The organism is Burkholderia sp. 8Y (genome assembly GCF_902506145.1).
In the GTDB taxonomy this organism is placed as follows: domain Bacteria; phylum Pseudomonadota; class Gammaproteobacteria; order Burkholderiales; family Burkholderiaceae; genus Caballeronia.
The window spans coordinates 1,497,989-1,521,264 of the sequence record NZ_LR733519.1; the positions used below are offsets into that span (position 1 = coordinate 1,497,989).

A 23,276-nucleotide genomic window follows, 5' to 3' on the forward strand; every position below is an offset into this window, starting at 1 on the left:
TTTGCGACTCCGGAGACGGTCGCTTCCGGGAGGACGTCGCGCGCCGCTTCTTAACGGTCGCTGTTCGACGCCACGCCGCCGGCAGACTTCGCCAACTGCAAAGCGGATGTGTTGGTTCGGCGGTAAGTACCGATTCGAGACTCACGCCCGCAGATAAGTGGAAGCTCTCCTGTCGATAAGGCGCGAATCGTGACCTTCCTGTCGAAGCAGTTCCCGAACCGCGCTCATATAGCCCGCAGGGCCGCAGGCGATCACTTCACACGCGAGACAGTCTGATAGCGCCTTCGACAAGGCGCTGACCGTCGCCTCGCGCAATGAGCACGGGCTGCCGCGCTGTTCCGCCCAGCGTGTGATTCGCCTGTCGACTTCGATCTCCGAGCGAGCTGACGCCCCTCAAGCCTCTCTGATCCGACGAGCGCCGAAGACGCCCGTTTACCTATACTGCGAATGCTCACGGACAGGCGGAAAGAAGTCACGAAACACATAGTCCGACGTCCGAGCCACACGATGGAAATAGCGGCGCGCATCGTTGCGTCCGGCCGAAATAATTCAAGGGGATGGCATGTACATTCAGCGAAATGCTAAGCATAACTATATACACACCGCGATCCTATTCCGACCGTTTGCTGCGGCAATCGTGATCGGACTTCCGTTCCAGGTACATGCGGTAACAGTTCTTCCATCGAGCGTCACGTCGCAAGTTGTCTCGACAGACACGCTGTATCGGATTGAGCCGGGAACGATCATTACGACGACTTATCAGAACGCTGTCAATGTCGAAGGCATTGCGCCCGTCACAATGACGAACGGCGGCTCGATAACCAGTTCTCTCGACAATGTGGCTGCCGCTGTCCGCTTCGATGTACCCGGCTCGCTCGTTAACCTCGCTACGGGGCGGTTGCTTGGCAACACCTTCGGCGTCGTGTTCATGTCAGGCGACAACAACGCGGTTGTGAACCAGGGGGACATCAGCGTACGCGCGAGTCATGCGGTTGCGTTCCAGTCAGCAGCGGGCGGCGTCGTCGACAATTTCGGCACCTTGAACGGCAGTTCATCGACGGGCACGACACCAGACGGCGTGTACATTCAGACGTCCGGCAAGGTGGTCGTCAATAATCACCCGGGCGGCGTCATCGCAAGCGGAATGCAAGACGCCACGTACGGCACCGGTGTCGTGGTCGATCAAGGTTTCGTCACCGTCAACAACGACGGATTGATCGACGGCTATCACGAAGGCATCCGCGCGCGAGCAGCGAGTTCCGCCACGATCACGAACAGCAGCACCGGGACGATACGCGGCAATATTGCAGCCGGCGTAACGCTCGGCGCCGACGCCACGCTGAACAACAGCGGCGCTATCTCCAGCGTCACGCAACCGGCCGTGCTCATGGCCGGCGGAAACGACACCGTGACGCTCGGAACCGGATCGAGACTGAGCGGCGGCAACGGCATCGACATACTGAGCACTGCGCCGCGTAACGTCATCACGTTGAGCGGCACGGGCACCGAGACGGGCAGCTTCGACGCCGATTCGCCGTCGAACGGATTCGTCGCGTTCAATGCGAGCGCCGGCAGCAACTGGACGCTCAACGGCCCGGTCACGATGTCGAATCAATCGTCTGCCGCAGTCCGGGTGGATGGCGCGCTGACGCTCGCGAACACAGTCAGCAACGACGCGGGCGCGACCACTGTTTCTGCGGGCGGCGTGCTCACGCTCGGCACGGGGGGCGGTAGCGGCAGCCTGTCGGGTACTATCACCAACGACGGACTGCTGCGGTTCAATCGCAGTGACGCGCTCAACGTCGGCGGCACGCTCTCCGGCGGCGGCACACTGATGCAAATCGGCAGCGGCACGACTTCGCTGTCGGCGGCGGGTTCGTCGCAGGGCGCGGTTAGCGTCAATGCGGGAGCGTTGCGGCTCGCCCAACCCGGAGCGTTCAATGCAGCCAGCTATCTGACGCAGACGGGCGCGACGACGATCCTCTCGGACCAGTCGACGCTTTCGGTGGCAACCGGCTTCACTCAGCAGCCCGGCGCAACGCTCATCGCGGGACTGCAATCGGTGCAGCCGGTCATCACGGCTGCGAGCGGCACGCTGGCCGGCGCGCTGCTGATCAGCGGCTTTGCTCCGTCGGCGCCCGACACCGCGACTGGTCTTTTGAATACCGTTTTCAACGTAATTCATACGACCAGCCCTGCCGGCCTGGCCGGCGATTTCACGAACGTCCTGTTCGGCGGGTCCAGCCCCGTGGACTACCTGATAGCGGTGGGCGCGAAGACACCCGACGCTCGCGATTACGACGTCCGCCTCGGGCTTGCGTGGCGCGCGGGTGCAGCGCAGGGGAACGGCACGTTCACGCTCGCCAACGCCGCGGATACGTTCAACGTCGACATTCCCCTTCTCGATCAATCCGGCTCGTTCGCGAGCGGCTGGGACGGCCGCACGCTGACGAAGGACGGCGCGGGCCTGTTGATCCTGTCGGCGGCGAATGGCTACAGCGGCGCAACGCTCGTCAACGGTGGCATTTTGCGAACCGGCGTCGCGAACGCGTTGATCGACAGCGCGAATGTCAACGTCGGCAGCGGCGCGGCGCTGGATCTCGCGAGCCTGTCGCAGCAGGTCAACAATCTCAGCGGCGCCGGACACGTTCTGCTCGGCAGCGCGGACCTCACCGCTCAGAACACCGCCGACACCGCATTCGACGGCGCGATTCTCGGCAGCGGCCGCGTCATCAAGAGCGGCGCGGGCGCGTTGACGCTCGGCGGCGTCAGCACGTACAGCGGCGGCACGGACGTGCTTGCCGGGACGCTCGTCGCGCAAAACGGCGCTGCCCTCGGCAGCGGCGCGGTCAATAACGGCGCGACGCTGCGCCTCGACTTCGCGAGTGCGGGCATCGTGCCGAACGTGCTCACGGGGCCGGGCGCGCTCGTCAAGACCGGCAGCGGCGCGGCGACGCTCGTGGCGGCGGGATCGTCGCAAGGCAGTGTGTCGGTCGATGGCGGCGCGTTGCGCTTCGTGCGCAGCGGCGTTTTCACGACCACGGGCGATTTCGTCACCGCAGCCGGCGCGACAACGCTCGTGTCCGCGCAGTCGCAATTGGCGGTCGGCAAGCACTTCGCGATGAACGGCACGCTCGACACCATCGCGGGTGCGGCGCAGCCGGCCGTCGCGGCGAATACTGCATCCATCGCACCGAATGCAATATTCAATCTCGCCGGCTATTCCGCGCCCGCGACGGCGAGTGCGACCGATCTTGCCAACGGCGCGTTCACCGAAATCCGGACCGCGTCGCCGGGCGGACTCACGGGGACGTTCGGCGCGACGCACATCGGCGGATCGGCGAACACATCGGATTATCTGACCGTGACGAGCGGCTACACGCCGCAGACTTTCGCGGTCGCCGTCGCGCCGACGTGGTACGCCGCGTTTGGCGCCACGCCGACGGCGGCCAACGGTGTGTTCACCTTGCCCGCCGCGGCCGATTCGTTCGACATGGACATCCTGCTTGCGGATCAGCCCGCCAACCGCGCGACGGGCTGGGACGGCAAGACGTTCACCAAGTCCGGTGCGGGCACGCTTCAGTTGTCCAAGGCGAACACGTACACCGGCGCCACCGCGATCACCGGAGGAACGCTCGTCGCGGGTGCGCCGGACATCATCGCGCTGAGTTCGCAACTGAATGTGGGATCGGGCGCAACCTTCGATCTCGCCGGCTTCGCCCAGCACGTGAACACGCTCAGCGGGTCGGGCAGCATCGCGCTGGGCGGCGCCGCGCTGAACGTCAACAGCGCGGCGGATTCGACGTTCGCCGGCGTGATCGGCGGACAGGGAAGCCTCATCAAGACCGGCGCAGGCGCGCTGACGCTCGCGGGCGACAACACCTTCGCGGGCGTGACGACCATCGCGGGCGGCACGCTACGGCTCGGCGCGGGCGGTACGAGCGGCAGCGTCGCGGGCGATATCGTCGATAACGGCGCGCTCGCGTTCAATCGCGCCGACAATGTGACCTATGGCGGCACGATCAGCGGATCGGGCGACCTCGTTCAGCAAGGCAGCGGCACCGTGACGCTCACGCGCGCGCACACTTTCGCGGGCAACACGGCGGTCAACGCGGGCGCGCTCGTGCTCGGCGCCGGCGGCCAACTCGCGAACACGCGGCAGGTGACGATCGCGCCGGGCGCGACGTTCGGCGGTTACGGCACGGTCGGCGGAAACGTCGTCAACAACGGCCTTTTCGCCGTGGCCGATGCCGCGCCCGGCTTCGTCAACGGTCCGGCCGGTCAGTTCGCCGTCGGCGGCGCGCTCGCCAATAACGGCGAGATTCGCATGGCCAGCCCGGCGCCCGCGAGCGTGCTGACCGTCAACGGCGACTACGCGAGCAATAACGGGCTGCTTGCGTTGTCAACCGTGCTTGCGGGCGACGGATCGGCCACCGACCGCCTCGTCGTTCGCGGCGACACGTCCGGGCAGACACGCGTCAAGGTGACGAACGCGGGCGGCACGGGCGCGGCGACGCGCAGCGGCATCCCGATCGTGCAGGTCGATGGCCAGTCGAACGGTGTGTTCAAGCTCGACGGACGCGTCGTCGCGGGCCCCTACGAGTACGTGTTGCAGCAAGGCGGCGGCGACTGGTATCTGCGCTCGCTGTCGGACGCGCCCGCGCCCGCGCCGCGTCCGGAGCCGGGCGCGTACCTCGGTAATCAGCAGGCGGCGGCCAGCATGTTCATGCTGACGCTGCACGACCGCGCCGGTTTCGCCGATCCGCTCACCGCGCAGCCCGAGGGCAGCGGCACATCGACGGCGTGGGCGCGCACGCGCGGCGCGCACGTCGACAGCGAGGCGGCGAGCGGAAGAATCGGCGAATCGACCGATACGGCCATCGTTCAGGCGGGCATCGACGTGCTCAATCACGTGCGCGGCGGGCAACGCTGGCAGATCGGCGTGATGGCGGGCTACGGTTCCTCGACGACCGACGCAAGCACGCGCAACAAAAGCGCGCAAGCACGCGGAAACACCAACGGCCTGAGCGGCGGTCTCTACGCGACATGGCGCGGCAGCGCGTATTCGCTAGCCGGTCCGTACGTCGATACATGGCTGCAATACGGCCACTTCGACAACAGCGTGAAGGGCGATTCCCTCGCCGGCGAGAACTACGCGAGCCGCGTGTGGTCCGGGTCAGTGGAAGGCGGCTGGCCGTTGCCGCTCGTCCAGACATCGACCGGGCCGGTGCTGCTCGAACCGCAGTTGCAGGTCGTCTATACGAACTACCACGCGGACGATCACACGGAAAGCAGCGGCACCGAGGTGAGCACGGCGAACGGCGGCAACTGGACGACGCGGCTCGGCATGCGGCTCTTTCATGCGCCGGGATCGGCGGCGGCCCCGGCATGGATGCCGTTCCTCGAAGTGAACTGGCTGCACGACACGCGCGTGGCGAGCGCCGCGTTCAACGGCTTCAACGTGTCGCAGGATGGCCCGAAGAACCGCATCGAGGCGAAGATCGGCGCACAGGGGTCGATCGGGCGGCAATGGCGCGTGTGGGGCAATCTCGGTTATCAGCAAGGCGCGGGCAGCTATCACGCGTATGAAGGTTTGCTCGGCGCGCGCTATGTATGGTGAACATTCGGGCTACTAACTACCTCAAGCCTCTTGCCCTTCCGTATCGGTCAGCGCGTGGCTGACGGCGGCGCAACCGGCCAGCGCCTCTCTCGCCTCGCGTTCGGCCAGCGCCGCGAGCGTATCGCCGAAGCCGCCGCGCGCCTTCGATGCCACGCGCGCGCTCGTCACGACGCATGGCGCCGCGCTCCACGCAATGCGCGCGCCGATGCCGGCAAGCTGCTCCGTGAAGGCGACGTCCTCGCTGCATTCGAGCGGCGGAATGCCGCCCGCGCGCCGGTACGCATCCGCCGAGACGCCGAGGTTCGCGCCGTGAATATGCCGATGCCGGTCAGCATGCGTGTACGCGCGATAGAACGCCTCGCGCGTCGCCGACGTGTGCGCGCTCCAGTCATCGACGGTGACGCAGCCGCACACCGCGTCCGCGTCCAGCGCGAGCTGCACGACGAGCCAGTCGGGCGCCACGCGGCTGTCGGCATCGGTGAAGGCGAGCCAGCGGGCGCCGCGCTCCAGCATGAACGACGCGCCCGCCGCACGGCCTTTGCCGACATTGCGCGCATCGAGCGTGAGCGCATGCACGTCGAAGCTCTCGACAACGGACGCCGACGCGTCGCTGCAACTGTCCAGCACGACGACGATCTCCACCGGCTCGCCATCGAGCGCGGGATGCGTCGCGGCGAGCCGGGCCGCGTGAAGGCATTCGGCCAGATAGGCCTCCTCGTTATGCGCCGGAATCACGATGCCGATCATGCGATGCCCTCGCGCTCTGCCACAGAGCGGCCGTCTTTCGACCACACATCGAGGAAGAAATCGGCTTCTTCATGCCGCACGACGCGCGTGCCGCCGAAGATCGCATGGAAGGTAGCGTGAGCATCGTCGGCGCTTTGCAGTTTGCCTTCGAACGGATGACGCCAATGACACGCGACGACCGCGCCGTCATCGGCAAGCGATGCCCACGCGCGTTGCGCGAGCGCCGCCGTCGATTCTGGCGAGAGATAGTACGCAAGCTCGCTGATGACGATGAGATCGAATCGCTCGTCAGCCGGCCAGTCATCGGGGACGGCGCGCTGTTCGATCGTCACGTGAGGCGCATCGGCAAGGCGTTCGCGCGCGCTTGCGACCGCTTCCTCGCTGATGTCGCAGATGCGCAAGCGGGCGCATCGGCGGGCGAGCAACGCGGAGAGCTCGCCGTTGGAACACGCCGGTTCGAAGCCCGATGCGTACTGCTCGCGCGGCAGCGATGCGAGCACGAGCTCGCGCTTGCGGCGCTCGTAGCCGCTTGTGCGATAGCGCCAGGGATCGTCGTTATTGCGGTATAGCTCGTCGAAATACGCTCGCGATGTGGACATGCGCGTCCTTATTGTTCGTTGCCGGCTGTCTTCGGATGGCGACGCCCGTTTCGGCTTGCCGCCGCGCGTCATTGATGACGCATTGCGTTCACTTGCAGCAGCGCGTTCGCGAGCACTTCCTCGTCGCGTTCCGCGTGGCTTTGCCGAACGAATACGGGCAGGTCGGCCAGCGCGCGTGCGAGCCTCGCATCAGTACAAAACGGCGCGGGCCCGAGTGCGCGCGAAACATGGTCGATGACGCGCGCCGCCACGCGATCCATCGCGACGCGCGCGCACAACACGCGGCGTTTTGCATCGGCGCGCGGATTGGCATCGATCCATGCAGCCGTTTCTCTCAGCAGCGCGGCGGCGCATGACAACTCGGCATCGACTGCGCCGAGATGCGCGCTTGCATGAGGCTCGGCGCGGCGCGCGACGGTCTCGAGCAGCGTCGTGGCGATTGCCGCCGTGCTTCCGAGCCAGCATGCGGCGATGCCCGCGCCGCCCTGCCAGAAGCCCGGCCGTTCGAGATACGCGCCCGCATCGCCGATCTGTATCGCACGCGCGCCGTCGAAGCGCACATGGGCGGTGCCAGTCGCGCGCATGCCGACCGCCTGCCAGCCGCTTTCATCGACCGACACGTTCGGCTGCGACAACTCGACGGCGGCAAGCACGGGTGCATCGTGATGCCACGCCGTGACGAGCGCGTGCGTGATGTGGCTCGCGCCCGAGCACCACGCTTTCACGCCGTCAAGAACGAGGCGCTCGCCCTCCGATGCGTGCGCCACGAGCCGCGCATTCGGCGGCTCGGCGGCCCACACGGCCCATGTGCCCTGCTGTGATACGTTCGCGCGATGCAGCTCCGCGAGAATCGCAAGCGCATCCGTGTGGCTTTCGTACAGCTTCGCAAGCGACAAATCGCACGCGGCGACGGCGGCCAACGCGCGCCACCGCGTTGCAGTTTTTCCGCTGCCCGGCAACGGCAACTGATCGAATTCGTTCGCGCGAAGATCGTCGAGAATCGCCGCGCGGCTCGCACAGGTTTCGTCTTCGAAGTGGACCGCCGCAAGATGAACTTCGAGCGCGGAAGCCGATGCGGCGGCACTGTCGATGTTTCGTGCATCCGATGAACCGGGCTCGTCGTGAAGCCGCCAGGCAGAAGGCGCCGCACGCGTTCGTGGGCTGCTGGTCATATCGTTCATGCATTCCTCCGTGGCTGGCGCTCGTCGCCGCGCTGGTGAAGTACATCGTTCATGAACGATAGGGGCAAGGTCCGTGCCCAAACCACTTTGCATAACGCATGGCATGGTCATTGCGCGCCCTTCGCTGAGATGAACTCTCTGCCACCGCATCGTGGCCGCAAGCCAAATGAACGACGATCCCTCCATGCAAAAAGTCGCCGCCCTCTCCGACTTCGACGCGCAGCCGATGAAGTGCGTCGAAATCGGCGACACGCCCATTCTTCTGATTCGCAGCGGCGAGACCATTCACGGCTATCAGGCGAAATGTCCGCATGCGGGCGCGCCGCTGGAAGAAGGCGCGCTTTGCAATGGACGGCTCGTGTGTCCTTGGCACAAGGGCACGTTCGAGATCGAAAGCGGCGCGATCGTGGAGCCGCCGCCGTTGATGCCGCTCAAACGCTATCCGGTGAAGATCGACGGCGACAACGTGCTCGCGAGCGCGACGCCACTCGACGATTCGCCGGCGCGCGATTCTTCCGCGCAGCCCGATACCCGCACGTTCGCGATCATCGGCGCAGGCGCGGCCGGTGCGGCCGCGTGCTCGACCTTGCGGCAAGCGGGCTTCACGGGCCGTATCGTGCTGATCGAACGCGAGCCGCGCACGCCTTATGACCGGACCTCGCTCAGCAAGTTTGTACCGTCTGGAGAAATGTCGCCCGACGAGGTGCCTGCGCTCTTGCCCGACGACTTCTTCGAGCGCGAATCCATCGACGTGATTCAGGCCGAAGTCGCGACGCTGGATGCCGGCGCGAAGCGCATCGATATAGGCAGTGCGCCGTCGATTCATTACGATGCCGCGCTCGTCGCGTGTGGCGGCATCCCGAAGCGGCCGTCGCTGCAAGCCGGCGAGGCGGAAGGCGTCGCCGAATTCATCCGGCTGCTGCGCGGCCGCGACGACGCGCGCGGGCTTCTGGAAACGGCCACGCCGAAGAGTCATGCCCTCGTGCTGGGCGCGAGTTTCATCGGGCTGGAAGTGGCTGCGGCGCTGCGAGGGCGCGATGTCGCCGTGACGGTCGTGTCGCCCGGCAACGTGCCCTTCGAGAAACAGTTCGGGCCGCAGATCGCGCGGCTCGTCATGGGCCTGCATGAGTCGCACGGCGTGCAGTTCCGCATGGGACGGCATGCGGTCGCCGTCAAGCGCAACGATGAAATGAGCGACGCGCGTCTTTGCGTCACGCTCGATGACGGCGCGACCGTGGACTGCGATTTCGTTGTGGCGGGGCTAGGCATTCACTTGCCGACGGATTTTGTCGCCGGTGTCGAACGCAATGAAGACGGAAGCCTCGATGTCGATGCGTCGATGCGCGTGGCCGACGGTCTCTTCGCCGCTGGCGATATCGCGCGCTTCGATTTGCCGATCGAGCCGGGCGGACGCATCCGCGTCGAACACTGGCGGCTCGCGCAACAGCACGCGCGCATCGCCGCTCACGCGATGCTCGGTTCATCGCGCAACGAGCCGTTCGTGCCGTTCTTCTGGACGTATCACTTCGACAAGACCATCGAATATCTCGGTCACGCGCGGCAGTGGGATCAGACCGTGTTCACCGGCTCGCCCGAAAAGTTCGAGTTCATCGCGCTCTTCGGCGACAAGGGCAAGCTCGTCGCCGCCGTGGGCTGTGAGCGCAACCGGCAGATGGGCGCGCTCGCCGAGGCGATGCGAGAGACGTTGTCGGTTGAGGATGCGCTGAAGATCGCGGAAGGGTCGTGACGACGCGACTTGCGGTTTAAGGGGCGACCACGCGATGCGGGCCGTCCCAAGTTCAACTTCATGCGCCTTTGAGCGAGGCGGGATCTGCGCCGAAGCTCGACCGCTTGTATGCGCAGGATTCCGAATCATTAATGCATTTGGGTATTCCGTTCGCAATCAAGTACAACATCGGCCTTGCAAAAAAGACGACAGCCGCGTATGTGCCGTCGGCCCGTCCTGTGGCGCGCCGCGCAGATACGGACCGCCCGACGCCCGCTCTCGTCGCCTTTGGCGATTCGATCACGGACGGTTATGCATCGACCGTGGATGCGAACCGCCGCTGGCCCGACAATCTGTCCGCGCGCCTCAACAGCGGCGGCGGACCGCGCCGCGGCTATGCGGTGCTGAACGAAGCCATCAGCGGCAATCGCGTGCTAAGCGATGGCGCGGGCGTGAGCGCGCTCGCGCGTTATGACCGCGACGTGCTCAGTCAGTCGGACGTCAAGTGGGTGATCTTTCTGGAAGGCATCAACGATATCGGCTGGCCGGCCACCGCGCTCGATCCGAGCGCGCACCTCGTCACCGCCGAAGAGATCATCGACGGCTACCGGCAGATCATCGCGCGCACGCATCTGCGCGGCATCAAGATCATGGGCGGCACGCTGGCGCCGTTCAGGAACGCGCTGCAGGGCACCGTCAATCAGGGCTACTGGACGCAGCAGAAGGAAGCCGTTCGTCAGGCGGTGAACCAGTGGATTCGTACAAGCGGCGCGTTCGACGCAGTGGTCGATTTCGACGCGGTGGTGCGCGATCCCGCCCACCCGGAGGACATGCAGGCGGTGTACGACAGCGGCGATCATCTGCATCCCAACGACGCGGGTTATGTCGCGATGGCCAACGCGATCGATCTTTCGTGGCTGTTGCGGGGCAATCGGGATTGAGGTGCAGGAAAGCGTGATCGTCGCGGGGAGTCGGAGCGCGTCGTGGCGGTCACGCGGCAGGAATTCGTCTGCCTTTTTGTGAGCGAGGCAGTGAGAAAGCTCCAAGCCCTCGCCAATGCCTAGTGATTCACGAATAAGTTCAGTCGAAGCTCGTCCTCTACGGCGTTCACGACCCGCGCGTTGTGTCTCATACGCGCTTTCGTCCCGCTATAAGTCGGCCACGCCCACTCCGCGCGGGCGGAAGCATCGACCTCCGCCGCTGCCGCTTCTGCGAGAGCCGCGAGCGCACGACTCCGCCCCGCCTGCATCGGAATCGCGCATTGTCACACATCGCCCCGTTTCTTCCCGACGATGCTAACCTGCATCGCGATTCCGAACGACGATCGCGACTCGCACGCCCGGCTGTCTTCATCCACCCGTCACACAACGCCCCTTCACGGAAACCCAACATGGCTATTCTCGTCGCAGGCAGCACCGGCGTCGTCGGCACGCAGGTTCTCGACCATCTCAGGCAAAGCGGCGCGGAAGTTCGCGCGCTCACGCGCACGCCGGAGAAGGCGCAGTTGCCCAAAGGCGTCACGGCTGTTCGCGGCGAGCTGGCCGACATCGACGGACTGCGCGACGCATTGAAGGACGTCAGCACGCTGTTTCTGCTCGCGCCCAACGCGCCCGACGAATTGACGCAAGCCATCCAGGCGCTGTGCATTGCGCGCGATTCGGGGGTCAAGGGCATCGTCTATCTGTCCGTGTTCAAGGCGATGGAATACGCGGACGTGCCGCACTTCACGAGCAAGTTCGCGGCCGAGAGAATGATCGAGCAAGCCGGTTTGCCCGCGACCATTCTGCGGCCCGCCTATTTCATGCAAAACGACGTCCGCCAGAAGGAGCCGCTGCTCGAGCAAGGCGTGTACGCCATGCCCATCGGCGCGAAGGGCATTTCGATGGTGGACGTGCGCGATATCGGCGATGCAGCGGCGCGCGAACTGTTGCGCCGTGAACGGGCGAGCGCGCCGCTGCCGCGCGAGCTTTACGAACTCGTCGGCCCCGACGCCGTCAACGCGGATTTCGTGACCGCCGCATGGACCGACGCGCTGAAGCGTCCGATCCGCCACGGCGGCGACGATGTGACCGCGCTCGAGACGAGGCTCAAGGGCGCGGCGCCCGCATGGCTCGCCTTCGACATGCGCCTGATGATGCAGCGTTATGTGCAGGACGGCGCGGTCGCGACGGCTGCCCCGATCGAGCGCATGAGCGCGCTTCTCGGCCGGCCGCCGCGATCGTATCGAGACTTTGCGATCGAGATGGCGAGCGAGTGGACCCGCCAATGACACGTTGAACGAAGCGACCCGCCGCGCTGCGGCACAACGATTGCAAACGAGGGCACGGGCCGCATCGACTCGCGTGCGGACGACCATCATTTCCAAGAGGACGACATGAAGAAAGCAAAGATCAGCATTCTCGCTTCCGCATTGGTGCTCGCCGTATCGAGCGGTGCGTTCGCGCAAGGGTCGGGCGGCGGCAATGCCGGCGGACTTCCGGGCGGCAACGGCGCGGGCCAGGGCGGCGTCGGCGTCGGCACGCCCAATGCCAACGGCGAAACCGGCTCGCCTTCCGGCCCGACAGGCAAGCACTCGACGCGTTCGCACAAGCATTCGAAGAGCAAGAAGGCCAACATGTCGGGCGACGACTCCACCGGCTCGGGCGCGGCGACGCAATAAGCGGGAGCCGCCTCGCGCGTTCGCGGATGCAGCGTGTCTAGCGGCTGTATCCGCGCTGCACGGCGGCCGTCGCGGCGCCGGTCGCCTTGTCTGTCGCATTCATCGCGTCCATCGCGGATACGACGCGGTTTCGTCCCAAAGCCTTGGCGCGATAGAGCGCGGCGTCGGCCAGATTCAGCAGCGCCGCAGCCGATCTCGGCGGCTGCGGCAACGTGCAGGCGTGACCGATCGAAACCGTCGCGCGAGGGATGACCCGCGATGGCCCGTCGCTTTCAGCCGTCTCGGCCGCTGCCCTGAGCTCCTCGGCGACGGCGAGCCCCGCTGCCGGTTCGCAACCGGGCAGCACGACGACGAATTCCTCGCCGCCATAACGAGCGAGGAAGTCGTTTTGACGCCGCAATTGCGCGGATAGCGCCTGCGCGACGCGCTTCAGGCACTCGTCGCCGGCGAGATGGCCGAAGGTGTCGTTATAGGCCTTGAAGTGATCGACATCGATCAACAGCACGCACAACGGATGCCCCGTGGACGCCTTCAGCGCGAATTCGCGGCGATATCGCTCGTCGAAGTACGCGCGGTTGAACACGCCCGTCAGACCGTCGCGGGCGGAGGTTTCGACCAGCTTGCGGTGCGTCTCCGACAGGTTCCGGTAGAGGCCCGCCGTTTCATGGATCAGCATGCCCAGCACGGCGCTCGACGACACCATCGACGCGACGCGCGCCGCGTACCAGCCGACGCTGTAGCGCGCGCCCGCGGAAAGCGTGAGCGTCGCATCGATCAGGCTGCCAAGAAGCGCGACGGCAAGCCACAAGTCCATGAGCGTTCGGAGCCGCGTCGTCGAGACGTGCAGGCCGAGCGCGGCAAAGCACGTCGCTTCGACGATGAGCGCAGCCGGGCTGCTCGATAGCTGCGCATAGGAGCCGCCCGTCGCGACGGCCGGCAGCAACGACTGCCCGCGAATGGCGAGCACGCACAGCGCGAAGGCGAGGGCCGCCGCGCCCGACAGCGTCCACGCGCCCGCCGCATGGCCGGGCTGCGTCGCGGGCCGTTCTCGCGCGATCAACGATACCGTCACGAGCATGGGAAAACCGCCATGCCAGAACACCCAGATCCAGACGGCCGTCTGCGGCCCCGCGCCGAACAATCCGGTGGGCGAAAAGACACCCGGAAACACCAGCAACTGAATGATGGCCGTGACGCTCGTGAACGCGTAGGCCGCGCTCAGCGCCGCGAAGACGGGCCGCCCCGAGATGCGGTATTGCGTCCACAGCAGGAACGCGGTGAGCCCTTCGGTGAGCGTGACCCACGTCGCGAAGATGGGCAGGAACGCGGGGACCACGGCGCTCGGCTGTTTCGACAGCGGCCAGACCGCAGCAGCCGCGACAACCGCTAAAAGTGCCGTGATGGCAGCGGCCAGGCGATGCCGTGATGACGACGGCAGATGTGTGAGCGATGCGTCCATCGGAAAGAGTCCGCTATGTCCGGCGTCAGGGCGCGAGTCGATATCTCGTTCGCAGTGATTGCGGGCCACTGAATCTGCCGAGGCTGCCGTGGAGAGGAAAACGGAACCGGATTATCGCGCACCAGGAGGCATTTTTTCACTGATTGAAGAAAACTTCGGTGTGCCATTGAAGGGATGACTAAGGATTGTGGCGACTTGCCGATGGACAATCCATGGACGGCGGGAAACGAGTTAAACACATCGGGCATCTCCACCGCTTCAAGGGTTGCCAGCCACTTAAGAAGCGGATTGCGGAGGGCTTGCGCCACTTGATCGACCGGGCCGAATCTCACGCACAAAGCCTTGAACGTCCGCTTCATGTTCGGAGGCAGGCAGCAGGCAGGTCGCGGGCAGCGCGAACAGCAAACAATCGAAGCAACGGTTGCTTGCCAGACGAAAAGCTCGTACCGCGCAACGCAAACCGCTCAGCGCAAAAAAAGTTCAGACGAACGTGCTGTCAGGCGGACAGCTGCGCGTCCGGTTGAAGTTTTTGCGCGAATTGCCGCGAGACATTCCCCGGCGTGGCAACCTAAACAGGCTGCGCGCCCCGCTCCACGGGCGTTTCAAACTTGCCGGCAACAGGCCCGGTCCTTGCTCAGACAATAGCGTGGTCTCCCCCACGTAACCGATAAGGAGCAACACCATGAACAAGGACCAGGTCAAGGGTACAGCCGAGAAGGTGAAGGGGAACGTCAACGAAGCCGTTGGCAACATGACAGGCGACACAAGCCAGGAAGTGAAAGGCCAGGTACAGCAGGGCGTGGGCGAAGCCCGCAAGCAGTACGGCGACGTCAAGGAAGACGTGAAGAAGGATCAACGCTAGCCGGCCCCATGCGGGCCTGATCAACCAGCCGCGTGCCGGACCGACGCGGCTTTCGCACATTATGGGGCGCAGCGTGATTCGCGATGACTTCGAAGTTTCTCCCAAGTGTGCGATCTGGACGCGCCGCCGATGCGACGGCGCGCGCCCGCCGCGCGTGCTTGTCGTCGATGACTATGTCGATACCGCCGACGCCGTCGGGATGGTGCTCGCCGTCGATGGCTTTCCAACCGAAGTCGTTTATAGTGGCCGGCAGGCGATCGAGGCATCGGAACGTTGGCATCCGGATATCGTGCTGCTCGACATCTGGATGCCGGACATGTCGGGACTTCAGGTTGCCGCCCACCTGCGCTCGTCCACCGGTGTTCCGCAACCGATCTTGGTGGGACATTCGGCGCTGTCGGCACCGGGAGATCTGCAAGCAGCGAAGGATGCCGGTTTCGACGCTTACTGTTCGAAGCCGACCGACGCCGACAAACTCGCCCCGCTACTGCGTTACCTGTGCGACGCGGATCGAAACTCCAGCGCGCCGCGAGCGTGACAGATTCAACAGGACTCCATTCAGAACATGAAGGCCCGAGCGAGATGAGACGACGACACATTCACTCCGAGCCCGTTGCAACAGAAGGAGCCGCCGCCGAGCGCGCCGGCGTCTGCCCCGCATAATGCGCGAGCCCAGCCTTGGTCTGCGAAGCCGCGTCTGGCTCAGATTGGCGGCGCTCGTCGCCGCTTCGTTGACGTTCGCCTGCGCGCGCGCCGACGATGCAATGCCCGCGCCCTCGCCCACACCGCAGCCGTCCATCGCGTTGTTCTACGGCGCGCCGGTGCCGGTCGGCCAGCTTGCCTCGTTCGATAACGTCGTCGTCGAACCGGACAGCGGCTTCGATCCCGCCGCGCACGTCCCGGATTCCGGCCAGGCGAAGTGGCTCGCCTATGTGAGCGTCGGCGAAGTGACGCCTTCGCGCGCCTACTTCAAGGACATGCCGGCGGCGTGGCTCAAGGGCAGCAATGCGGCGTGGGCCTCGCGCATCATCGACCAGACCGCGCCCGGATGGCCGCAGTTCTTCGTGGAGCACGTCATTGCGCCGTTGTGGGACAAGGGCTATCGCGGCTTCTTTCTCGACACGCTCGACTCGTATCAGACGATCGCCGCCACCGACGACGAACGTGCGCGCCAGCAAGCGGGACTCGTTGCGGTGATTCGCGCGCTGAAGTCGCGCTATCCCGACGCGCGGCTCATCTTCAACCGTGGTTTCGAGCTGATGCCCGAGGTGCATGATCTGGCGTATGCGGTCGCGTTCGAGTCGCTGTATCGCGGCTGGAATCAGGCGAAGAAGCGTTACGTCGCCGTGCCGCAGGCCGATCGCGAATGGCTGCTCGCGCAAGCCCGGACGCTGCGCGAGCGATACGGCCTGCCGGTGCTGTCCATCGATTATTGCGCGCCCGCCGACCGCGCCTGCACGAACGACGCGATCCGGAAAATCAGCGCACAAGGCATCATTCCGTACGTGACCGACGGCGCGTTGCAGACCGTCGGAACCGGCCCGGCACGCGCCTCCGCGACGAGCGACACTGCCGCCGCGCTTCCTGCCTCGGATGCCACCCCGCGACGCGACGTGCCGCGCACGATCCTCGTCGTGCAGAACGTGCAGCCGGGCGCGAGCCTCAATGTGACCGCGGGCGTGCGTTACGTCTCGATGCCGCTCAACTGGCTCGGCTACCGCGTCGAGTTCGCGGATATCGCCAAGCCGCTTCCCGAAGGCGACTTGTCGGGCCGCTATGCGGGCATCGTCATGTGGCTGGACTCGCCCGCGCCGGATCGCGCGGGCTTTCGCGGCTGGCTCGAAGCGCAGGTCGATCACCATGTGCCTGTCGCGATGCTGACGACGTTCGGCATCGACATCGAAGGCGACCTCGCACAAAAGCTCGATCTCGTGCCCGTTGCGGGGCGGCCGGGCAATCGTTTGCGCGTCGAGTCGATGGACGCGTCCATGATGGGCTTCGAGATGAAGCCGCAGCCCGAACCGCACGACACGACGAATGTACGCGCCGGCCCGCGCAGCCATTCGCTGCTCAGGCTCGCGTCGGCGGATGCGGGCAACGACTTCGCGATCGACGCCGCCGCGATCACGCCTTGGGGCGGCTACGCGATGCGCCCGTTCGCCGTCTTCGACATGCCGATGGCGAACGAAGCGCGCTGGGTGCTGCAACCGATACGCTTCTTTCGCGCGGCGCTGCGCCTGCCCGACGACATGCCCGCGCCCGATCCCACGACGGAAAACGGCCGGCGTCTCCTGATGACGCATATCGACGGCGACGGCCTCGCCTCGCGCGCCGAATTCAACGTGAACGGCGGCCCGATGAAGGTCTCCGCATCCGCCCCGCCGCAATATTCCGGCGATGCGCTCTACAACGTCATCCGCGAGTTCGGCCTGCCGACGACCGTCTCCGTCATCGAAGGCGAAATCTCGGACGAGGGCCCGTACCCGAAGGACGCGCCGCGCCTGCGCGCGATCGCGCGGGAAATCTTCGCGCTGCCGAACGTGGAGATGGCAAGCCACACGTACACGCATCCGTTGCAGTGGATGCGCGTGACGGGGCTCGGCAAATCGGGCGGCGACACCGAAACGGCCGAAGGCGGCAGCCGCGCGAACTACAACGGGCTGTCCATCGACATCCCCGGCTACCGGTACGACACCGACCGCGAAATCGGCGGCTCGATCCGCTACATCGACCGGCTCGCGCCCGCCGGCAAGCGCGTCAAGGTGCTGCTCTGGAGCGGCGACTGCCAGGTGCCCGCGCCCGTCATCGAGGCGGCGGACAAGGCGGGCGTCTACAACATGAACGGCGGCGATACGCTCATCACGAAACGCTATCCGAGCTGGGCCGCGATCGCGCCGCTCGGCGTCGACAAGAACGGCTTCTTTCAGGTGTTCGCGCCGAACCAGAACGAGGAGCCGTACACCGCGCTCTGGCAGGGACCGTACTACGGCTATCTGCGCGTGCTCGAGACGTTCGACATGACGGAGCATCCCATCCGCTTCAAGCCGGTCGATGTCTACTACCACATGTTTTCGGGCACCAAGTACGCGTCGGTGAAGACGTTGTCGGACGTGTACCGCACCCTGTCGGCGCAACCGCTGATGCCGGTCTACGCCTCCGAGTACGCGCAAAAAGTGCTGGATTTCGAGCGCATGGACGTGTCGCGCGATGGCGATTTCTGGCGCATCCACGGCGGCGGCGCGCTGCGCACCGTGCGGCTGCCCGAGGGCCGCGTTCCCGATCTCGCGAGCGCCGAGGGCGTGGCGGGCTATCTGCCGGGACCGGGCGGCGTGTATGTCCATCTCACCGGCGCGGATGCGCGCTTTCGCGAAGTCGATGCCGCGCGCGCGGCGAAGCTGCCTTATCTCGCGGAAGCCAACGGCGTCGTCGATCACTTCGCGCGCACGGCTCACGGCTTGTCGTTCGATCTCGCGTCGCACGTCGCGCCCCATTTCGCCATCGGCGGCGAGGCGCGTGCCAACGCATGCATCGTGAAGGCGGACGGCCGCGCGCTCGCGTCCGGCTTGGCGCAGGGACGGCGCGTGTATTCGCCGTCCGGCTCCGCTCACGCAACGAACCCTGTCCATGTCGATGTCGTCTGCGCAAGCTGATCGCCAGCGGCTCTTCTCGCCCTTCGTCGTCGCGGCTTTCGGGCTGCTGGTCGCGCTGATGCTCGTGCTCGCGTTTCCGCGCGAGCGGCTCGAAGAGCGGCTATTGGAAGGCCGTCAGGTGGATACGCTGACCGTCGCCTATCTCGAAGCGTGGCTGCGCATCGAGCCGGACAACGCCGAGGTTCTCACCGAGCTGACGCAGGAGTATCTGAAGGCGCGGCGCATCGCGGATGCGCAGAAGATGCTCGCGCGTCTGTCCATTTCGCCCGATCCGCAGGCGCAGTTGAGCGCGTTCCGGACGCGCATCGAGCTTGCGGAGACGCAGGCTTACGCGCTGAAACCTGGCGATCCGGCGCGCCCAGCGAGGTTGAAAGAACTCGACGCCTTGCTCGCCGAAGCCCTCGACAAGCCGTGGGATGCCGCGCAGCTCGAAGCGTTCGCCGCGAAGGCGCGGGCGCTCGACGACAGCGCGCTCGCCGGCCGGTACTACGAGCGGCTCGCGCGAGCCGAGCCCGCGCAGGCGTCGCGCTGGCTTGCGCAGGGCGCGCAGTTGAAGCTCGCCGCCGGCGACCATGCCGGCGCCGCCGATGCGTTCTTCGCGGCGCAGGCGCACGCGGCCACGCGCGACGAGGAGCGCCGCCTCTTTCTGTCCGGCTTGCAGGCGTTGCAGTCGGCCAACCGTTCCGCCGATGCCCTCGCCGCCGCCGACGCGCATATCGGTGCGCTTGCACGCGACCGCGAGACGCTGCGCTATCTGACGCGGCTCGCGCTGTCGGCGGGCAGGCCCGACATCGCGGACCGTTACGCGCACCGTCTGCTCGACATGTCGTCGCGCGAGCGGCGCGACGGTGCGCCGAGGCTCGCGGCGTGGCGTGAAGGGGGCGATGTGGTGGGCTTGGCGGAGGTTGCGGGAAAGCTGGTGGAGGCGGGGAGCGCGGTGAGCGCACGGAACGCGGTGAACGCGGTGAACGCGGCGAATACGGAAAACGCGGCGGAAGCGGTGAACTCACGGAACCCACGGAACCTGCTAAACGCGCAAACCACGGAGAGCGCGGAGAACGCGGGGAATCCGGTGAACACGGTGAGCGCAGCCAACGCACGGAACGCGGTGAACGCACGGAACGCGCTCAACGCGGCGAATACAGTGAACGCGCTGAACACGGTGAACGCAGCGAAAGCGGTGAACCCACAGAACGCGCTAAACGCGGCGAACACGGAAAACGCGGCGGAAGCGGTGAACCTGCGGAACCCGCTAAACGCGCTAACCGTGGTGAACGCGGAGAACGCGGGGAATCCGGTGAACACGGGGAGCGCAGCGCACGCACGGAACGCGGTGAACGCACGGAACGCGCTGAACACGGTGAACGCAGCGAAAGCGGTGAACCCACAGAACGCGCTAGACACGGTGAACGCGTCGAACGCGTTGAACGCGGCGAACACGGAAAACGCGGGGAATCCGGTGAACCCACAGAACCCGCTAAACGCGCTAACCACGGAGAACGCGGAGAACGCGGGGATTTCGGTGAACACGGTGAGCGCAGCCAACGCACGGAACGCGGCGAACACAGTGAACGCGCTGAACACGGTGAACACAGCGAAAGCGGTGAACCCACAGAACGCGCTAAACGCGCTAGACACGGTGAACGCGTCGAACGCGGAGAACCCGCCGAACGCCGCACACACCCCGACAGCGGTAAACGCACTGACCCCGGTGGCAGCCCAGAATCCAGTGAACACCCACCCCCCGCTCTCGCACTCTGCACTCGTGTGCAAGCGCACGTGCATGAACGGCAACCCGCATCCAACGCACACCGTCCTCCACGCTCACACCCGCTTCGCGATCCGGCGCATCGCGAATCAGGAAGCGTCCGCGCCCATCGAAGCATCGGACTACGAACTCGGCTTCAAGGTCTTTCTCGCCAACGGCGATCTGGCGAGCGCCCAGCGCGTCGCGCAGGAGGCGGTGACGCGCGATCCGGCATCGACCGAATGGCGCGAGCGGCTCGCGCAAGTCGCCGAATGGAACCACGGGCCCGATATCGCGCTCGCCAGCTATCTGGCGCTCGCCCGCACGCGCAACGACGAGCGCGACTGGAAGCAGGTCGAACGCCTCGCGCCCGCGCTGGGCGACAACGACGCGATGCTCGCCGCCGCCATCCACGAATCGGACCGCGCGCCGGGCGACATGAAGCAACTCGACCGCGTGGTGAGCGCCTACGAATCGCAGGCCGATCCCGACGCCGCGCTGCGCTTCCTTAGGGCCCGCGCAAACGGTCGCGACCGTCGCCCGGTGCTGGAACGTTATGCGCAACTCGCCGAACGCAAAGGCGACGACGATCTCGCCATCGAGACCTACGAACGCCTGATGAACGAGTTCGGTCCCGATCCCGCTTACGCGCTCAAGCTGAGCCTCATGTTCTATACGCGCACGCGCTTCGACCGCTCGCTCGCCGTGCTCGATTCGGCAAAGAGCCGCGCGGGCGCATCCGATGCGGACTTCTGGCGCTTCTACGCGATGCTCGCGACCGTCGACCAGCAAGACCGCAAGGCGCGCGAAGGCTACGGCAAACTCGTGCAAGCAGGCGTGGCGACGCCCGACGACCTCTCCGCGATGGTCTCGCTGTACGACAATCAGCCGCTCGAAGCGGGCCGCATCGCGGAATTCGCGTATCGCAAAACCGGCAACGAGCGCCTGCTCGAACTCGCGGTGTACGACTATCTGCGGGCGCGGGCGACCGGCCGTATCCGCGCGTTGCTGGCCTCGCTCGATTCGGCTGCGCTCGCCGCGGCCGAGCACTCGCCGCGCTTCCTGCTCGCGCGCGCCCAGTATCTGCGGCGCGCGGGCGATCCGGACGGCGCGCTCGCCGACACGCGGGCCGCCGCCGCGCTTTCTCCGGGCGACGACGAGGCGCGCGCCGCGCTCATCTGGGCGCTGAACGAACGCGGCAGCAATGCCGAACTGCGCGCCGCCCTCGTCCGCCACGCGCGCGACGCCGAACGCGACAGCACGCTCTGGGCGCCGTATGCGGCGTCGTATCTGCGCCTGGGCGATGCGCGCGGCGCCCTGCACATGATGCACAAGGAAGCCGCCTCGCGCCGCGACGATCCGCTCTGGGCGCTTGGCTACGCAGACGCGCTGGAACTGAACGGCCGCATCGACGACGCGTGGCGCGTGCGTAACGCCGTCTGGAAAAAACAGATTGCGCTGCGTGCGGCGGGCAAGCAACCCGCCGGTCTCGACGACGAGCAGCGCGAAGACCTGCGCGCGCGCATGGTTGGGCTCACGGACTCGTTCGCGGGCGGCGATGCATCGCGCGCGGTGTTGATCGAACTGCTGCGCGCCGACACAGGCGACGATGCCGAAGACGCCGGACCCGCGCCCGCACCCGATACGATCGGCCCGGCGCAAGCGCCGTTCGCCTCGATTGACGATGTGATGCAAAGCGTCGCGCATCGCGAAGATCGACGGCGGCGCGTCTATTCGGCGGTGGCGCGCGAGGCCGCGCTCGGCTGGCTGCAATCGCACGACGCCTACGACGCCGAGAGCTTGTGGCTCTTGCGCCAGTACATCGACAGCGCGACGCGCCCGGTGTATGCGGAAGTGACCATCGCGCTCGCGGAGCACGACCGGGCGACGCTCAACCGCCTGCTCGATACCGAAGCCGACTGGATTCCGCGTCAGAACCGCCTCGACGCCGAAGCCGTGACCGGGCGCTTCGGCGACGTACAGACGCACGCCTACGAGCAGCAGTTCGCGCTGCCCGACGACGAAATCGTCAATCAGATTCTGCGCGAGCAGTTGCTGCGCAATGCGCAGGCTATCGCGCCGCGTTTTCGCGTGATCGAGCAAGGCGGGCTGTCGTACACGGAAGCGGGCATCGGCGCGGGATTGCGGCTGTCGCCGACGCAATCGCTCATGCTGGATTACGCCGACCGCAACCAGCACGGCGACGCGTCATTGCCGAATGTGCCGCAGCACGACCGCCAGTTGTCGCTCGCGTGGCGGCATCTCGGCCTCGACGACACCGAGCGCGTGAGAGTCGGCCGGCGCGACGCGCTCGACGACTTCACCACGTTTCGCCTCGACGGCACGCTTTTCGAGCAGCAAAGCCTGAGCTTCAACTACGCGCTCGGCTTCAACCAGATGGCGACCGAGACGAGCCAACTGATCGTCGGCGGCGTGAAGCATCTGGCGAGCGCGGGCATCAACTATCGGCCGGACCCGCATGTGTTCGTCGGCGGCCGCGTGGAATATGCGCGCTTCTACGGACAGGACAAGTCGTTTCTCGGCACGGGCACGGTCGCGGATTTCAACGCGGGCTACAAGCTGCGCGTCGATTACCCGGACTACACCGTCCGCGCGGTGCTCACGCACGGGCAATACAGCGCGTCGGGCAATCCCGGCCAACAGCTTGCGCGCCTCCTGCCTGCGGGCGCGCCGCTCACCGCGCAGCAGTTCATGCCGCAGACCTTCACGCAGGAAGGCCTCCTGTTTTCGTTCGGCGACGATCTGGAAGACGGCTACACGCGCGCCTGGCGGCCGTTTTTCGCCGCCGGGCCGATCCACGATTCGAATGCGGGCTGGACGGCGCAGGTGCGCGTGGGGCTGGCGGGCAGCGTCTTCGGCAACGATCAGGCGACCATGTATTACGAGCACGCCGGCGTCACGTCCGGCCGCACGCAGGCGTTCACGGAGTACGGCGTGCGCTATCGCTGGCTGTATTAGCCGCGCGGTCGCGTCACGGGCATCGAAAAACGAGGCAAGCGGAGCAC

General features: G+C 66.2%; 13 protein-coding genes. 9 read left to right on the plus strand and 4 right to left on the minus strand.

What is annotated here, in order from left to right; all coding sequences use genetic code 11:
* The first annotated feature begins 928 nt into the window (after positions 1–928).
* Positions 929–5,620 carry an autotransporter outer membrane beta-barrel domain-containing protein gene (locus GV035_RS06550; RefSeq protein WP_159834166.1) on the plus strand — a complete coding sequence of 1,564 codons (4,692 nt, stop codon included), beginning with the start codon at positions 929–931 and terminating at the stop codon, positions 5,618–5,620.
* Between the two features lie 21 nt (positions 5,621–5,641).
* Here the strand turns inward: GV035_RS06550 and GV035_RS06555 are convergent, their stop codons facing one another.
* From GV035_RS06555 to GV035_RS06565, 3 genes are all read right to left on the minus strand, one after another.
* Entirely contained in the window at positions 5,642–6,367 is a 726-nt protein-coding gene (locus GV035_RS06555; RefSeq protein WP_159834167.1) for a glycosyltransferase, read from the minus strand.
* Positions 6,364–6,966: a class I SAM-dependent methyltransferase gene (locus GV035_RS06560; RefSeq protein ID WP_159834168.1), complete on the minus strand. Its 603-nt coding sequence runs from the start codon at positions 6,964–6,966 to the stop codon at positions 6,364–6,366. Before GV035_RS06560 ends, GV035_RS06555 begins: the two co-directional genes overlap by 4 nt.
* A 68-nt stretch (positions 6,967–7,034) precedes the next feature.
* The gene (locus GV035_RS06565) at positions 7,035–8,147 is read right to left on the minus strand and encodes an acyl-CoA dehydrogenase family protein (protein WP_236572462.1); all 1,113 of its coding nucleotides are present in this window, start codon (positions 8,145–8,147) and stop codon (positions 7,035–7,037) included.
* Positions 8,148–8,331: 184 nt separating this feature from the next.
* Between GV035_RS06565 and GV035_RS06570 the strand changes: the two genes are divergently transcribed.
* The 4 genes from GV035_RS06570 (at position 8,332) to GV035_RS06585 (ending at position 12,532) form a co-directional block, all read left to right on the plus strand.
* Entirely contained in the window at positions 8,332–9,894 is a 1,563-nt protein-coding gene (locus GV035_RS06570; protein ID WP_159834169.1) for an FAD-dependent oxidoreductase, read from the plus strand.
* A 131-nt stretch (positions 9,895–10,025) separates the two neighbouring features.
* A complete protein-coding gene (locus tag GV035_RS06575) occupies positions 10,026–10,814 on the plus strand; it encodes an SGNH/GDSL hydrolase family protein (RefSeq protein WP_159834170.1) in 789 nt (262 codons plus the stop codon).
* A gap of 449 nt (positions 10,815–11,263) precedes the next feature.
* Positions 11,264–12,142, plus strand: a complete 879-nt coding sequence (locus GV035_RS06580; RefSeq protein ID WP_159834171.1) for an SDR family oxidoreductase — start codon at positions 11,264–11,266, stop codon at positions 12,140–12,142.
* Positions 12,143–12,247: 105 nt separating this feature from the next.
* The gene (locus GV035_RS06585) at positions 12,248–12,532 is read left to right on the plus strand and encodes a hypothetical protein (protein ID WP_236572463.1); all 285 of its coding nucleotides are present in this window, start codon (positions 12,248–12,250) and stop codon (positions 12,530–12,532) included.
* 37 nt (positions 12,533–12,569) lie between these two features.
* Here the strand turns inward: GV035_RS06585 and GV035_RS06590 are convergent, their stop codons facing one another.
* The gene (locus GV035_RS06590; protein WP_159834172.1) at positions 12,570–13,991 is read right to left on the minus strand and encodes a sensor domain-containing diguanylate cyclase; all 1,422 of its coding nucleotides are present in this window, start codon (positions 13,989–13,991) and stop codon (positions 12,570–12,572) included.
* Positions 13,992–14,673: 682 nt separating this feature from the next.
* On the opposite strand from GV035_RS06590, the gene GV035_RS06595 reads away from it, so the two are divergent.
* The 4 genes from GV035_RS06595 (at position 14,674) to GV035_RS06610 (ending at position 23,229) form a co-directional block, all read left to right on the plus strand.
* Positions 14,674–14,853, plus strand: coding sequence for a CsbD family protein (locus GV035_RS06595; RefSeq protein WP_159834173.1), 180 nt, complete (start codon positions 14,674–14,676; stop codon positions 14,851–14,853).
* 61 nt (positions 14,854–14,914) lie between these two features.
* Positions 14,915–15,391, plus strand: coding sequence for a response regulator (locus tag GV035_RS06600; RefSeq protein ID WP_159834174.1), 477 nt, complete (start codon positions 14,915–14,917; stop codon positions 15,389–15,391).
* Between the two features lie 226 nt (positions 15,392–15,617).
* Entirely contained in the window at positions 15,618–18,503 is a 2,886-nt protein-coding gene (locus GV035_RS06605; protein ID WP_236572465.1) for a bifunctional glycoside hydrolase 114/ polysaccharide deacetylase family protein, read from the plus strand.
* Positions 18,478–23,229, plus strand: a complete 4,752-nt coding sequence (locus GV035_RS06610; protein ID WP_159834176.1) for a tetratricopeptide repeat protein — start codon at positions 18,478–18,480, stop codon at positions 23,227–23,229. The genes GV035_RS06605 and GV035_RS06610 overlap by 26 nt, the downstream gene beginning before the upstream one ends.
* Positions 23,230–23,276: the final 47 nt, after the last annotated feature.